The organism is Paraburkholderia fungorum, assembly GCF_900099835.1.
Taxonomy (GTDB): Bacteria; Pseudomonadota; Gammaproteobacteria; order Burkholderiales; family Burkholderiaceae; genus Paraburkholderia; species Paraburkholderia fungorum_A.
In genome coordinates, this window is sequence record NZ_FNKP01000001.1 from 1621452 (window position 1) to 1636968 (window position 15517).

Annotated in this window: 14 protein-coding genes; 10 read left to right on the forward strand and 4 right to left on the reverse strand. The window is 63.4% G+C overall.

What is annotated here, in order from left to right; genetic code table 11:
- The first annotated feature begins 29 nt into the window (after positions 1–29).
- Positions 30–1202: a M20 aminoacylase family protein gene (locus BLS41_RS07180; RefSeq protein ID WP_074763669.1), complete on the forward strand. Its 1173-nt coding sequence runs from the start codon at positions 30–32 to the stop codon at positions 1200–1202.
- Between the two features lie 70 nt (positions 1203–1272).
- Entirely contained in the window at positions 1273–2676 is a 1404-nt protein-coding gene (locus BLS41_RS07185; protein WP_074763670.1) for an MFS transporter, read from the forward strand.
- Between the two features lie 100 nt (positions 2677–2776).
- On the opposite strand, the gene BLS41_RS07190 is transcribed toward BLS41_RS07185, so the two are convergent.
- Entirely contained in the window at positions 2777–4033 is a 1257-nt protein-coding gene (locus BLS41_RS07190) for an MFS transporter (RefSeq protein WP_074763671.1), read from the reverse strand.
- A complete protein-coding gene (locus tag BLS41_RS07195) occupies positions 4030–4995 on the reverse strand; it encodes a PRC-barrel domain-containing protein (protein WP_074763672.1) in 966 nt (321 codons plus the stop codon). The genes BLS41_RS07190 and BLS41_RS07195 overlap by 4 nt, the downstream gene beginning before the upstream one ends.
- 548 nt (positions 4996–5543) lie before the next feature.
- Here BLS41_RS07195 and BLS41_RS07200 point away from each other — a divergent pair.
- The 4 genes from BLS41_RS07200 (at position 5544) to BLS41_RS07215 (ending at position 8787) form a co-directional block, all read left to right on the forward strand.
- Positions 5544–6926 carry an NCS2 family permease gene (locus BLS41_RS07200; RefSeq protein WP_074763673.1) on the forward strand — a complete coding sequence of 461 codons (1383 nt, stop codon included), beginning with the start codon at positions 5544–5546 and terminating at the stop codon, positions 6924–6926.
- Between the two features lie 232 nt (positions 6927–7158).
- Positions 7159–7611, forward strand: a complete 453-nt coding sequence (locus BLS41_RS07205) for an ArsR/SmtB family transcription factor (protein ID WP_074763674.1) — start codon at positions 7159–7161, stop codon at positions 7609–7611.
- A complete protein-coding gene (locus BLS41_RS07210) occupies positions 7608–7946 on the forward strand; it encodes an SRPBCC family protein (RefSeq protein ID WP_171910172.1) in 339 nt (112 codons plus the stop codon). Before BLS41_RS07205 ends, BLS41_RS07210 begins: the two co-directional genes overlap by 4 nt.
- Before the next feature lie 82 nt (positions 7947–8028).
- Complete coding sequence (locus tag BLS41_RS07215; RefSeq protein ID WP_074763676.1) at positions 8029–8787, forward strand: DUF899 domain-containing protein; 759 nt, start codon at positions 8029–8031, stop codon at positions 8785–8787.
- A gap of 50 nt (positions 8788–8837) precedes the next feature.
- Here the strand turns inward: BLS41_RS07215 and BLS41_RS07220 are convergent, their stop codons facing one another.
- A complete protein-coding gene (locus tag BLS41_RS07220; RefSeq protein WP_074763677.1) occupies positions 8838–9020 on the reverse strand; it encodes a hypothetical protein in 183 nt (60 codons plus the stop codon).
- Between the two features lie 139 nt (positions 9021–9159).
- Complete coding sequence (locus BLS41_RS07225; protein WP_074763678.1) at positions 9160–10053, reverse strand: NAD-dependent epimerase/dehydratase family protein; 894 nt, start codon at positions 10051–10053, stop codon at positions 9160–9162.
- Positions 10054–10169: 116 nt separating this feature from the next.
- On the opposite strand from BLS41_RS07225, the gene BLS41_RS07230 reads away from it, so the two are divergent.
- The 4 genes from BLS41_RS07230 to hutU all read left to right on the forward strand — a co-directional run bounded on the left by BLS41_RS07230 (position 10170) and on the right by hutU (position 15498).
- Positions 10170–11066 (forward strand): LysR family transcriptional regulator, encoded by an 897-nt coding sequence (locus tag BLS41_RS07230; RefSeq protein WP_074763679.1) that lies wholly within the window; start codon positions 10170–10172, stop codon positions 11064–11066.
- Positions 11067–11500: 434 nt separating this feature from the next.
- Positions 11501–13021, forward strand: a complete 1521-nt coding sequence (gene hutH, locus BLS41_RS07235) for a histidine ammonia-lyase (protein ID WP_074763680.1) — start codon at positions 11501–11503, stop codon at positions 13019–13021.
- 25 nt (positions 13022–13046) lie between these two features.
- The gene (hutC, locus tag BLS41_RS07240) at positions 13047–13742 is read left to right on the forward strand and encodes a histidine utilization repressor (protein ID WP_074763681.1); all 696 of its coding nucleotides are present in this window, start codon (positions 13047–13049) and stop codon (positions 13740–13742) included.
- A 67-nt stretch (positions 13743–13809) separates the two neighbouring features.
- Positions 13810–15498 (forward strand): urocanate hydratase, encoded by a 1689-nt coding sequence (gene hutU / locus BLS41_RS07245; protein WP_074763682.1) that lies wholly within the window; start codon positions 13810–13812, stop codon positions 15496–15498.
- The last annotated feature ends 19 nt before the right edge of the window (positions 15499–15517 follow it).

A 15517-nucleotide genomic window follows, 5' to 3' on the forward strand; every position in this document is an offset into this window, starting at 1 on the left:
TTCACGATTTTTATCGACGGAGACGACTCGTGAACACCATGGCTATCCCGGCGGGCATCGCCGAACTCGAAGAAGAAATGATCGCGCTGCGCCATCGCATCCACGCGAAGCCCGAACTGGCTTACGAGGAATTCGCGACCGGCGATCTGGTCGCCGAGCGTTTGCAGGCGTGGGGCTATACGGTGCATCGCGGGCTGGGTCAGACGGGCGTGGTCGGTCAGTTGAAAGTGGGTAACGGCACCCGCAAGCTCGGCATTCGCGCCGACATGGACGCGCTGCCGATTCACGAAACCACCGGCCTCCCGTACGCGAGCACGGTGCCCGGCAAGATGCACGCGTGCGGCCACGACGGCCATACGGCGATGCTGCTGGCCGCCGCCAAACATCTCGCGCAGGAAAAGGACTTCGACGGCACGTTGAACGTGATTTTTCAACCTGCCGAAGAAGGTCAGGCCGGCGCGCGAAAAATGCTCGAAGACGGCCTGTTCGAGAAATTCCCGTGCGATGCGGTCTTCGCGATGCACAACATGCCGGGCTTTCCTACCGGCAAATTCGGCTTTCTGCCGGGCTCGTTCATGGCGTCGTCGGATACGGTGATCATCACCGTGACCGGGCGCGGCGGTCATGGCGCGGTGCCGCAGAAGGCGGTCGATCCGGTCGTGATCTGCGCGCAGATCGTGCTTGCGTTGCAGTCCATCGTGTCGCGCAACGTCGCGCCGCTCGACATGGCGATCATCACCGTCGGCGCGATTCACGCGGGCGAAGCGCCGAACGTGATTCCCGAAACCGCCGAGATGCGTCTGTCGGTGCGCGCGCTGAAACCCGAGGTCCGCGACTATCTGCAGGAGCGTATTACGGCGGTGGTTTGCGGACAGGCGGCCGTGTTCGGCGGACGCGCCACGGTGGATTATCAGCGGCGCTATCCGGTGCTCGTCAACGATGCGGACATGACCGGGCTGGCGAAGCAGGTCGCGCTTGACTGGCTCGGCGAAGACGGCCTGATCGCCGACATGCAGCCGCTCACCGGCAGCGAGGATTTCGCGTTCCTGCTGGAACAGTGTCCGGGCAGCTATCTGATCATCGGCAATGGCGACGGCGAGGGCGGCTGCATGGTCCACAACCCCGGCTACGACTTCAACGACGATTGCCTCGCCACCGGCGCGGCGTACTGGGTGAAGCTCGCGCAGACGTTTCTGGTCTGACGCGAGCTTGTGTGGGACGGCGGCGGACCGCACCGGTCCGCGCTGGCAGCACATCATGGAGGAGACACCGATGGACTATTCCGCGTCACCGCAAGCAAGCGCCGCTCACGCTGCTGGTCAAGCCGCAGTACAACCCGCTGTGCAGCCCGCTGTGCAGCCCGTCAAGCGCGCGAGCCACGCCAAGGCGATTGCCGCGATCACGCTCGGCAACGGCCTCGAATTCTTCGATTTCACGATCTACAGTTTCTTCGCGACGATCATCGGCAAGCTGTATTTCCCCGTCGAGGGCCAGCTTGCGCAACTGATGCTCGCGGTCGGCACCTTCGGCGTGGGTTTCATCATGCGTCCGGTGGGCGGTGTGGTGCTCGGCGGCTATGCCGATCGCGCGGGCCGCAAGGCCGCCATGAGCCTGACGCTATGGCTGATGACGCTCGGCTCCGCGATCATCGCGTTCGCGCCGACTTATGCGGCCATCGGCGTGGCCGCGCCGTTGCTGGTGATTCTCGCGCGGCTTGTCCAGGGCTTTGCGCTAGGCGGCGAGATCGGTGCATCCACGTCGCTGCTGATGGAATACGGCAGCGACAAAACCCGTGGCTCCTATGGAAGCTGGCAGTTCGTGAGCCAGGGCTTGAACACGGTCTGCGGATCGCTGCTCGGAGTCGCGCTGGCGGCGACGCTGTCGAGCGCCGCGCTCGAAAGCTGGGGCTGGCGCGTGCCGTTCGTGATCGGCATGGCGATGGGGCCGATCGGGATTTATATCCGGCGTCATCTGGATGAGACGCTGCCGGGTGTCGAAGACAGCGCGGCAAGCGCGCAGCAGGCGGCTGAAATGCCGACATTGCAACCCGCTTCACAGCCCGCCTCACAGCCCGTCCGCAAGCTATTCCGCGACCATTCGCGCGTAATAACGATGGGCGTGCTGACCACCATCGGCGGAACGGCGGCGAACTATATCGTGCTGTTCTATCTGTCCACGTACGCGATCCGCATCCTGCATCTGCCGATGTCGTCCGCGCTGTGGGCTGCGTGGACCGCCGCGGTCGTGACCGTGATCTGCTCGCCGTTCGCGGGCGCGTTGTCCGATCGCGTCGGACGTAAACGTGTGCTGTGGGTCTCGCGCGTGCTGCTGATCGTCGCCGTGTATCCCGCGTTCATGATGATCAACGCGGTGCCCACGGTGCTGGTGTTGCTGTCGGTCGTCGCGGGGCTCGCGGTGCTGGTCGCGTTCACCGCCGTGCCGAATATCGTGATGCTGCCGGAACTGTTTCCGCGTGCGATTCGCGCGACCGGGATGTCGATTGTGTACTGCCTCGGCGTATCGATTTTCGGCGGATTCGCGCAGTTTTTCGCGACCTGGCTGATCCAGCTGACCGGCAACAATCTGGCGCCAGCCTGGTATCTGATCGGTTGCGGGCTGGTGTCGTTGCTGCCGTTGCCGTTCATGCGGGAAACGGCGGGCAGGGCGCTCGATTGATCGCTTGCTTGAGCCAGTTGGCCGGGTCGAAAAAAAAGAGGTGCGAATTGATTCGCACCTCTTTTTGCTTAGCCAGCTTGATAGCGGCGCGGTAGCCGTGTCACCTCGCCGCCGTCTTCTCTCCATTGCCGACCGGCGCATCGTCTCCCGCTGCCGACGCGTCGCGCGTCTCGGGCATCGCCGCCCACACCAGCAGCACGGCCAGCGCGCCCGCCGCCGCGAGGCCGAAGAAGCTGACCGCGTTGCCGAAATGATCGGCGACGAAGCCCGCCGCCGTCGTGCTCAGCGTCGCACCGATCCCCGCCGCGAGACCGAACAGGCCGATACACAGGTTGTAGCGTCCCTTGTCACCGGCGACGTCGGCGGCGATCAGCGGCAGCATCACGCCGAACACTGCCGCGCTCAGGCCGTCGAGCATCTGCACCGGCACGAGCAGATACGGGCTGCTGATACCGGCGAACAGCAACGCGCGAATCGGCAGCGCGGAGAAGCCGAGCAGCAGGATCGGCCTGCGTCCCCAGCGTTCAGCGGAGCGTCCGACCCACGGCGACATCATCGCCACGATGGCCTGCGGCACGATGATGCACGCCGCAATCACCAGTTGAACGTTGTCGCCCATGCCGGCGGTCACTTCGCCCGCCGCCAGGTTCAACATCGCCGCGTTCGACAGATGGAACAACACGATGCACGCCGCAAACAGCAGCATCCGCCTGTCGCGCAGCAACGCGCGCAGGCTTTCGCGGCGCTCGATCTGCTGCGGTGTCGGCGCGGCTTTCGGCAGCTCGACGGTATCGGTGCGCTGGATCATCGTCAGCGCGATCAGCGCGGGCACTGCCAGCCCGGCGGTCAGCCAGAACACCGCGCGCGGCGAATAGTATTCGCCAAACACGCCCATCAGCCCGGCCGCGACCGCGCTGCCGATCGACGCCCAGCGCGCGTTACGCCCGAGCCGGTCGCCGAGATTCGCGCGCCCCACCAGCGCGAACGAGATCGCGGCGAGCGCCGGTGTCAGCATGCAACTGGCGAAGCCGTGGAACACCTCGGCGGCGATCACCGGCAACACGGTCGGACTGGTGGCCAGCAGCACCGCGCTCAGGATGATCGCGACGATCGCCCAGGCGGCCGCGCCTTTCTTGTTGCGCAATGCGTCGACGGCGGCGCCGCCAGGCACCTGGCTCACCATTGCGCTGATCGTGCCGACCGACAGCGCCATGCCGATCTCGCCCTGGGTCCACTTGTGCGATGCGAGGTACGACGCGATGAACGGCCCGAAGCCGGTCTGCACATTCGCGACGAAAAAATTCAGCCAGTCGAGCGCCCGCAGACTGCGCGTCGTGACCTGAGTGCGGCCGATCATCGGGCCGCCCGTGCGTTAGACGCCACAGCAGAGGTTGCCGCCGCAGGCGCCGCCGCGGCCGATGCCGGAGCGGGCGGCGGCGCGGGCGACACCGCACGGATCGGTTTATCGCTCGCATACGGCGGGGTGGCGTTGATCTGCGCGTCGCTCAAATCGATTTGCGGATGCAGTTCCTTGTCTTTCGTGACGAAGTGCAGCGCCGACCAGTTCGCGGCAATCGTGCGCCGCTCCGTGCTGACCATTCCGTTGACATCGAGAACGACCGCCTGCGGCTGTGCGTTGGCGTCGACCAGCACGTCGATCACGCGGCCCACTTTCGCGCCGTTCGAGCGTTCGACGGTGGCGTCGATCAGCGGCAACTGCACCGGCGCGGGCTTGGCCGCCGTCGCGGGGACGGCGGTCGCGTTCAGCGTGATCGGCGCAGTTTTCGCGGCGGGCGTGAAGCGGAACGCGCTCCACGGGAAATTCACTTTGCGGTCGCCGACACCGAGAAAACCTTGCAGATTGACGACCATCTCGCGCGGCTTGCCGAGCGCGTCGGCGATCAGATCGACCGCGCGTCCGACGACCTTGCCGTCGGGTTTCTGCACTTCGCTATCGAGCAGCGCGCGCGCTTCGTTGCGCTCGATCGTGCGCAACACGATCAGCGGCGGCGGCGGGGGAGGCGGCGGCGCGGGCGCGGCGACCGGCGGTGGCGGCTCGACCTTGTGCGGCTTGACGACCGGTTTCCTCGGTTTTTTCGGCTGTTCGGGCTCGTTGGCCTCGGTTTCGACCGGCTCGGGCGCGGACGCCGCCACCGGGGCGCTGGCGGGCTCGACGGGCATCACCGTGGCGTCGACGATCGGCGCCTGCTGGTTGCCCCATAAGAGGCTCCCGCAACCGGACAGCGCGGACAGCATCAGCAGCGCGAAGACAGCAAAAATCGGCAAACGCCAGGCAGGACGCGAAAAACCGCCAGTCATCAAGAAAAACTCCAAGGGCCGGGGCGGACAGGCGCGAAAGGCCGCCGCTATTAGGACAGGTACGGGCCAGAGTGTAACCCGCGACGTCGGCCAGGCCCCGTTTTGCCGACGATCCGGCGCTGGGTTCCTAGCAGGCTTCGTGCCGCGCCGCGCGGCTGACGCGCGAGGCGTTGGACTATGCCGTGACCGGTTTCGGGCAACGCTCGGCAGACTGGGTGCGGCGGTAGGGAGTGTCTGGCTCCAGGACCCGATATCGCGAAATCCGCCGCGAAATCTGTCGCGAAAGCCGTCATCTCCCTTTCATCACGTGCTCGCGGACTGTAGGTGTAAACACGCGCCACGACGGCGCGCTTTGCCGTCCCTCAAGCCATATAAGCATCGCGACATGTCCGGCATGCCATTCATGCGATTGGACACATATTTGTGTTGCCCTACATTTCGAGACAGCAAAAAAGGACGAAGTCACCATTAAACCAAAGCAACGAGACGAACCTGATGACGGCCAGTTCGACGGCCGTTTCAGCATGCTGATAAAGGAGGCACTCATCATGATGGAACCCCACGCCCAACCGATTTCCGACGTCGCAACCGAATCATTCGACGGAAAGGGCTTTCTCGACCGCTATTTCGACATTACCGCGCGCGGCAGCACGCAACGCCAGGAGATCGTCGCGGGCATCACGACCTTCCTCGCGATGGTCTATTCCGTATTCGTCGTACCCGGCATGTTCGGCAAGGCGGGCTTCGACACCAGCGCGGTGTTCGTCGCCGTGTGTCTGACCACCGCGTTCGGCTCGCTGCTGATGGGCGTGTGGGCGCGTCTGCCGATCGCGATCGGTTGCGCGATTTCGCTGACGGCGTTCACCGCGTTCGGCCTCGTGCTGGGCAAAGGGCTGGCTCCGAATGTCGCGCTCGGCGCGGTGTTCCTGATGGGCGTCGTGTTCACCGCGATTTCGGTGACCGGCGTGCGCTCGTGGATTCTGCGCAATCTGCCGACCGGTATCGCGCACGGAACCGGCATCGGCATCGGCCTGTTCCTGCTACTGATCGCCGCGAACGACGTCGGTCTCGTCGTGAAGAATCCGGGCGCGGGTTTGCCGGTGTCGCTCGGACACATCACCGCGTTGCCCGCGCTGATGTCGGTGGCGGGTCTCGCGGCGATTTTCGGGCTGGTGCGGCGTCGCGTGCCGGGTTCGATCCTGATCGTGATCGTGGCGATTTCGGCGATTGCGCTCGCGATCGATCCGGCCGTGACGTTCCACGGCGTGTTCGCGGTGCCGTCGCTGAGCGCGCCGGGACACGCGTCGCTGATCGGTGCGATGGACATCAAGGGCGCGCTGTCGATGGCGGTCCTGCCGAGCGTGCTGGCCCTCGTGATGACGGCCGTGTTCGACGCGACCGGCACGATTCGCGCGGTCGCGGGACAAGCGGGGCAACTGGATGAAAACGGCCGCATCATCAACGGCGGCCGCGCACTGACCGCCGACTCGCTCAGCTCGATTTTCTCTGGCCTGCTTGGCGGCGCACCGGCGGCGGCTTATATCGAGTCGACGGTCGGCGTGGCAGCGGGCGCGAAAACGGGGATGACGGCGGCCGTGGTCGGTCTGCTGTTTCTCGTCGTGATGTTCTTCTCGCCGCTCGCGAGCCTCGTGCCTTCGTACGCGACCGCACCGGCGCTGATGTACGTCGGCCTGCTGATGCTGTCGAACGTCAGCAAGCTGCATATGGACGACATGGTCGATTCGATGTCGGGCCTCATGTGCGCCGTGTTTATCGTGCTGACCGCGAACATCGTGACCGGCATCATGCTCGGCTTCGCGACGCTGGTGATCGGCCGCGTGGTGAGCGGCGAATATCGCAAGCTGAACGTGGGGACGGTGGCGATCGCGGTCGTGCTGGTCGGCTTCTATCTCGGCGGATGGGCGATCTGATTTTCCGCCGGTCTTTTCCTTCCGTGCGACGTTACGAAGCGCCACAAGACTTCAGCGGATTTCGCGAGAGTAAGTAGTCGTTGGTCTCCCACCTTGACGCGGTGCATCGCAGAATTTTTCTGCGGCGCACCGCGTTTTTTTCTGCCGTATCACTGCCGCGCGCTTTTTGTGTGTCGACAGAAAACGCGTACCTGTACTTGACTTCCCGAGCTTCGTTTCTATACTTAACCTCATGGTTAAGTTTAATGATGCGTTACTCGATCGCACTTTCGCCGCGCTGTCGGACCCGACGCGGCGTGCGTTACTCGCGCGTCTGTCGGAGCACGATCTGTCGATCAGCGAACTCGCCGCACCGTTCGCGATGTCCTTGCCCGCGGTGATGAAGCACCTCGACGTGCTGTCCGACGCGGGGCTTATCACGCGCAACAAAACCGGCCGCACGGTGGCGTGCCGGTTAGCCGCCGGACCCATGGAAGAAGCGATGGAATGGCTCAACCGCTATCAGCGCTTCTGGTCCGAATCGCTCGACCGTCTTGCCGCTTTCGTCGAAGAGGAGCCCGCCTCATGTCCACCCGATCCGCCCAGCCCGCCCACGCCGTCCAGCCCAGCCTCACCCTCCGGCGGCGTCTCGACGCCACGCCCGCCAGGATCTTCCGCGCGTGGACGGAACCGGCGCAATTCATGACGTGGATGCATCCGGGCGGCTCCGACGTAATTCGCGCGGAATTCGACGTACGGGTCGGCGGACACTACACGATTGTGTTTCGCAAGCAGGACGGCGGCGAGGTTGAGGTGCGTGGCACCTATCTGGAAGTCGTGCCCGAGCACAAGCTGGTTTTCACGTGGACCCCGCGCGGCGGCGCCGAACACGAATCGCAGGTCACGATCCTGCTGGAGCCAGAGGGCGGCGCGACATGGCTCACGCTCACGCACGAACGTTTCGCCGACGAAGCACAGCGCGAAGATCATCGTCATGGCTGGACCGACGGTATCGATTCGCTGGAGCGCTACGTGCTGTGAGCGCGTGGCAAATCCAACGAACGCAATGAGTTCTTTTGAGTGTGCCTGATCGAATCTGCATGACGCAGAGAAGGAGACGCAGATGGAACCGCAACACCGCATTGGCACGAAACAGGAATGGCTGGACGCGAGCCGGGCGCTTCTCGTCGAAGAAAAAGCGCACATGCGCGCAGGCGATGAAATTGCCCGCAAACGCCGCGAATTACCGTGGGTGAAGGTCGACAAGACCTATACGTTCGACACGCCGCAAGGCCGCAAAACGCTTGCCGACCTGTTCGACGGACGCAGCCAGTTGATCGTCTATCACTTCATGCTGGGCAAGGATTGGGAAGAGGGCTGCGTCGGCTGCTCGTTCGTGTCGGATCATATGGCCGGCGCGTTGCCTCATCTGGAGCATCACGACGTGACCTATGTGACGGTGTCGCATGCGCCGCTCGCGAAGATCGAGGCCTTTAAAAAGCGGATGGAATGGACTTTCCCGTGGGTGTCGTCGGAGGGAAGCGACTTCAATTTCGACTATCACGTGTCGTTCACGCCGGAGCAACTGGCCAGCAAGAAGGCGTTCTACAACTTCAAGGAGCAGGATGTCGGCATCGACGAGCAACACGGCCACAGCGTGTTCTACAAGGACCGCAATGGCGACGTGTTTCACACGTATTCATGCTTCGGGCGCGGCGACGAACGTTTTCTGAACACATACGCGCATCTGGATATCACACCGAAAGGACGCAATGAAGAGCGCGGGCTGACCGACTGGGTCAGGCATCACGATAGATATGAAGAAGAGAAGAAGGCGGCTGAAAAGAACGGTGGTTGCGCGGGATGCGGAACCGGTTCGTGAGCGTGAGTGACTGAACCGCGTATGCCGGGGGTTACTTTGGCGCGCTGTATTCAGAGCGCCATATCGAACGCGGGTTTGAGGAAAAACTGCATCGCCATCACGGCGAGGCCCATCGCCGCAGCGGTCAGCGTCAACACGCCGTATTCGTCGTAGCGTGCATCGTAAAGGCACGCTACGACAAAAAGAATCGCCAGCAGGTTGGTCAGCCAGTCGAAATTCAGCGCGAAAGTCATCGATCAAAATCCGTACTCGTGTGCGACCCGGACAGTCGGGGCGCACGGAAGGTGAGCAGGATTTTATCGAGAACAGCTTACGAATTTGCAACGGCTGCGCTTACACGGCTTACAGCGTTCGCACGCGTCACATAGCGCCTCACATATCGCGTTCGATCCACTCGATCACCGACGTGCGCGCCGGCTTCCAGCCGAGCAGTTTGCGCGCGCGCTCGCCACGCACGCGGCTATTCGAACCGAGGCCGTACGAGGCCATTTCGTAGCCCCATTCTTTTTGCGCGTCGGCGAGCGGCCAGTCTTGCGGCTCGCCGAGTTTCATCTTGCGGGCAATCGCGGCGCTCATCTCGCGGAACGACGCTTCGCCGCTTTCGACGAAATAGAACGTGCCCGCAGGGGTTTTCTCCAACGCGAGGCGATACAGCTCGGCGACGTCGTCGATAAACACGTTCGACCAGATGTTGCCGCCGCTGCCCACGTGACGCACCACGCCGCTCTTTTGCGCCTGACGCACGAGACGCGGCAACTGCACGCTCGCGCTGCCGGCCACGGCGCCGTGACCGTAGATCAGCGTATTGCACAGCACCGCCGAGCGGATGTTCATCTGTGCGGCGTTGAGGACCAGCAGGTCGATTGCGACGCGCGCGACTTTGTCGGGCGTCGGCGTGGGCAGCGCGTCTTCGTGATAGATGCGCGCCTCGCCCGCTTCGCCGCCCGACGCATCGCCGACGATGCTCGAGCCGCTGGTATGCAGGAACGGTTTGCCCGAACCGGCGAGCCCGTCGATCAGCGCCTTGACCGCGCCTTCGTGATCGCTGCTCGCCGCGTTGATGACCGCGTCGGCGGCTTGCGCTTCGGCGATCAGCAGGTCGCGGTCGTCGAGCGTGCCGATGACCGGTTCGATGCCGAGCCGTTTCAGTTCGGCCGTGTGGTCGGCATTGCGGATCAGACCGCGTACTTGATGGCCGGCGCGCACCAGATGCGCAGCAATCGAGCCGCCGATAAAACCGCTTGCGCCCGTGATGAAAATCTTCAAGACGTTCTCCTTGAGTGGAAAGACGAAAAAGCCAGGTGACAGGCAAGCAGTATCCGCCGGACTGATTATCGCAAAAAGCGTGTTAGTCTCAAATCAATCTTGATTTGAAATCAACAATGAAAACTTCCACCGATGAACTGCTGGTGTTCGTCACCGTGATCGACAGCGGCTCGATCACGGCGGCAGCAGAAAAGCTGGGGCAGACCGTGTCCGGCGTGAGTCGCGCGCTCACGCGCCTCGAAAAGAAGCTCGACACCGCGCTGGTGCGCCGCACGACGCGCCGTCTTCATCTGACCGACGAGGGCGATGCGTTCCTGCAACGCGCGCGGGCGATTCTCGATGCGATGGAGGAGGCCGAGGAATCCGTCACCCGCGGTCGCGCGCGGCCATCGGGGCGCCTGCGCGTGGATGCCGCGTCGCCGTTCATGCTGCATTGCGTGGCGCCGCATATGAAGGCGTTTTCGGCGCTGTATCCGGAAATCAGGCTGGAGTTGACCAGCAACGAGCGCATCGTCGATCTGCTCGAACAGAAGGTGGATATCGCGATCCGGATTGGCGCGCTGCAGGATTCGACGCTGCACGCGCGCGCGTTGGGCAGCAGCAAACTCAGAGTGCTCGCGAGTCCGGCGTATCTGGCCGAATACGGCGAGCCGAAATCCGTGGATGCGTTGCGCGCGCATCGGCTGATCGGTTTTACGGCGCCGGAGCATCTGAATCGCTGGCCGCTGCGGGAAGGGCGCGCGGACACTTCCGGCTCGCTGAAGATCGAGCCTGCGATTACCGCGTCGAGCGGCGAAACCTTGCGCCAACTGGTGCTGTCAAGCTGGGGCGTCGCGTGTCTGGCCGACTTCATGACCGCCGCCGACGTGCGCGACGGACGCCTCGTGCCGATTCTCGGCAACGTGCTGGTCGACGAGCGGCAGCCAGTGAGCGCGGTGTATTACCAGAGCGCGTCGCTGTCGGGGCGCGTGCAGAGCTTTCTGGATTTCATTGCTGCTCGCGTGAAGCTCTAGTTTTAGCTGCGGCTTTGGCCGCGAGCCTTTCTTTTCCGGCATCGTTGCTTCAACCAGACCCGCTGCTGCTGCGCTAACTAACCGCCAGCACGCGGGCTTTTTTGCGTCGTCCTTGTTATGAGCGGGCGTCGTTCCCGGTGGGGAGCGCGGGCGTCTCCTATAACTATGGCTATGTGTCAGGTTCAGGGGGGCGCGGAATGTTTTTCGTTCGTGTGGCCTGGTGAAATTGGCGCGTGTATATACAAGTTGGGTGCTAACGCCGCTTCAGCCACATGACGCGCACGTCGGCCAGAAGCCCGCACAAGCAAACTCCGTAAGCCTTGTCAGCCAACCTTCTAATGGAAAATCCCTACCATCCGGGATTTAAAAACAAGTTGTATATACAAGAACGTCCCGCTAGACTTCTCTGAACTTGTATAGACAGGACAAACATCATGATTCTGAAGCCCGGTTTTCTGACTCTTCCGCAACTGCGCCAGATCGCGCGCGAACAGGTTTCGCTGCAACTCGACCCCGCCAGCCACGCCGCGATCGACGCGTGCGCGAAAGCCGTCGCCGATATCGCCGCGAAGGGCGAACCGGCCTACGGCATCAACACCGGCTTCGGCCGGCTCGCCAGCACGCATATTCCGCACGACCAGCTCGAACTGCTGCAACGCAATCTGGTGCTGTCGCATGCGGTCGGCGTGGGTCAGCCGATGTCGCCTCCGGTCGTGCGTCTGCTGATCGCGCTGAAGTTGTCGAGCCTGGGCCGTGGTCATTCGGGCATCCGCCGCGAAGTGATGGAAGCGCTGATCACGCTGTTCAACGCCGACGTGCTGCCGGTGATTCCGGTCAAGGGTTCGGTCGGCGCATCGGGTGACCTCGCGCCGCTCGCGCATATGTCGGCCACGCTGCTCGGCGTCGGCGAAGTGTTCGCGAAGGGTGAGCGCATGCCGGCCACCGAAGGTCTCGCGCTCGTCGGCCTCAAGCCGCTCACGCTGCAGGCCAAGGAAGGTCTCGCGCTGCTGAACGGCACGCAAGCCTCGACCGCACTCGCGCTGTACAACATGTTCGCCATCGAAGACCTGTACCGCACCGCGCTGGTGTCGGGCGCGTTGTGCGTGGACGCGGCGATGGGCTCGGTCAAGCCGTTCGACGCACGCATTCACGAACTGCGCGGCCACCAAGGCCAGATCGACGCGGCAGCGGCGTATCGCACATTGCTGGATGGCTCGAACATCAACGTGTCGCACGCCGATTGCGACAAGGTGCAGGACCCGTACAGCCTGCGCTGCCAGCCGCAGGTGATGGGTGCCTGTCTGGACCAGATGCGTCACGCAGCCAACGTGCTGCTGCTCGAAGCCAACGCCGTCTCCGACAATCCGCTGATTTTCCCGGACACCGGCGAAGTACTGTCGGGCGGCAACTTCCACGCTGAGCCCGTCGCGTTCGCAGCGGACAATCTGGCTCTCGCCGTCGCTGAAATCGGCGCGCTGGCCGAACGCCGCATCGCGTTGCTGATCGACGCGACGCTGTCGGGCTTGCCGCCGTTCCTCGTCCGCGATGGCGGCGTGAACTCCGGCTTCATGATTGCCCACGTGACGGCCGCCGCGCTCGCATCGGAAAACAAGACGCTCGCGCATCCGGCATCGGTCGATTCATTGCCGACGTCGGCGAACCAGGAAGACCATGTGTCGATGGCCACGTTCGCCGCGCGCAAGCTCGGCGACATCGCCGAAAACGTCGCCAACATTCTGTCCATCGAACTGCTCGCCGCTGCACAAGGCGTCGATCTGCGCGCACCGCACAAGACCAGCCCGAGCCTGCAAAAAGTGATGGATGTCGTGCGTAAAGACGTCGCCCATTACGAACTCGATCACTACTTCGCACCGGACATCGAAGCCGTCACGCGTCTCGTGCAGAACGGCACGATCGCGAAGCTGAGCCCGTTCGCGTTTGCGTCGGAACAGTGAGCCTGACGGCAAGCGGATCACGCCAATGAACGCACCGGCTTATCAGGGCATCAAGGACTTCATCCTCGCGCGCATCCATGCGGGCGAATGGGCTGAAGGCGACCAGGTGCCTTCCGAAAATGAGCTGGCGCGCGAGTTCAACGTCGCGCGTATGACGGTCAACCGCGCGTTGCGCGAGTTGACCTCGGAGCAGGTGCTGACGCGTGTGCAGGGTTCGGGCACTTTCGTGGCCCGTCCCAAGTACGAGTCGACGCTGGTGGCGATCCGCAGTATCTCCGATGAAATCGTCGCTCGTGGTCATCGTCATCAGGCGAAGGTGCTGCACATCGGCGCGAGTATCGCCGACGAAGCGCTCGCCGAAGAAATGCAGGTGAACGCGGGCAGTCCGGTGTTTCATTCGCGCGTGCTGCATGTCGAAAACGACGAGCCCGTGCAACTCGAAGAACGCTGGGTCAATCCGGCGGTCGCGCCCGACTACGCACTGCAGGACTTCACGAACACCACGCCGAACCAGTACCTCGTGCGTGTTGCACCGTTGCAGCGGGTCGAGTACCGGATCGAGGCACTGGCAGCGGACGCCGATACGCGCGAGCTGCTGACCATGGACGAACTCGAACCTTGCCTCGTGCTGCATCGGCGTACATGGTCGCAAAGCCAGGTGGCGTCGATTGCGAATCTATGGCACCCAGGCAGCCGTTATCGCTTCACCGGTCATTTCTGATTTCGCCGCTTTTACCGAAACTTCGTCGAACCTCTTTCGAACATCTTCAAGCATTCCGAGGGCCATCATGAACAATCCGAAACACATCGATCCGCGACTCGACCCGACCCGCACGATCCGCGCACCGCGCGGCGCGGAGAAGACCTGCAAGACCTGGATCGCGGAAGCCGCGTACCGGATGATCCAGAACAATCTGGACCCGGAAGTGGCCGAGCATCCGCATGCGCTGGTCGTGTACGGCGGGATTGGCCGTGCTGCGCGTAACTGGGATTGCTTCGATCAGATTCTCAAGTCGCTGAAGGACCTGAACGAAGACGAAACGCTGTTGATTCAATCGGGCAAGCCGGTGGGCGTGTTCCGCACGCATGCCGACGCGCCGCGCGTGCTGCTGGCGAACTCGAACCTGGTGCCGCATTGGGCGACGTGGGAGCATTTCCACGAACTCGACCGCAAGGGCCTGATGATGTACGGCCAGATGACGGCGGGTAGCTGGATCTACATCGGCAGCCAGGGGATCGTGCAGGGCACGTACGAGACGTTCTTCTCGGTCGCGAACCAGCATTTCAACGGCGATCCGAAGGGCCGCTGGATTCTGACCGGCGGTCTCGGCGGCATGGGCGGCGCGCAACCGCTCGCGGCCACGATGGCGGGCTTCTCGATGATCGCCGTCGAATGCGACGAAACGCGCATCGACTTCCGTCTGAAAACGCGTTATGTGGACAAGAAAGCGAAGACGCTCGACGAAGCGCTCGCGATGCTGGAAGAAGCAAAGCAGGCGGGCAAGCCGGTGTCGATCGGTTTGCTCGGCAATGCCGCCGACGTGTTCGCCGAGTGCGTGACGCGCGGCATCACGCCGGATTGCGTGACCGATCAGACCAGCGCGCACGATCCGATTCACGGTTATCTGCCGCAAGGCTGGACGGTGGAAGACTGGCGCGAACGTATGAAGACCGCGCCGGACAGCATCGTCAAACCGGCCAAGCAGTCGATGGCCAAACAGGTGCAGGCGATGTTGACGTTGCAGGAGCGCGGCGCGGCCACGCTCGACTACGGCAACAACATCCGTCAGATGGCGCTCGAAATGGGCGTGGAAAACGCATTCGATTTTCCGGGCTTTGTGCCCGCGTATATCCGCCCGCTGTTCTGCGAAGGCAAGGGACCGTTCCGCTGGGTCGCGCTGTCCGGCGATCCCGAAGACATCTACAAGACCGATGCAAAGGTCAAGGAACTGATTCCCGACGATCCGCATCTGCATAACTGGCTCGACATGGCGCGCGAACGCATCGCGTTCCAGGGTCTGCCCGCGCGGATCTGCTGGGTCGGCGTGAAGGATCGCTATCGTCTGGGCCAGGCGTTCAACGAGATGGTGAAGAACGGCGAACTGAAAGCGCCGATCGTGATCGGCCGCGATCACCTGGACACGGGGTCGGTGGCGAGCCCGAATCGCGAAACCGAATCGATGAAGGACGGCTCGGACGCGGTCAGCGACTGGCCGTTGCTCAACGCACTGCTGAACACCGCAGGCGGCGCGTCGTGGGTGTCGCTGCATCATGGCGGCGGAGTCGGCATGGGCTTCAGCCAGCACTCGGGCGTCGTGATCGTCGCCGACGGCACCGATGCCGCGAAGGAACGCCTCGGCCGCGTGCTGTTCAACGACCCGGCCACCGGCGTGATGCGTCACGCGGATGCAGGCTACGAACTCGCGCAGGAAACCGCGCGTGAGGCAGGCCTGAATCTGCCGATGCTGGGCCGCTGATCGTGACGATGGTCGGCAG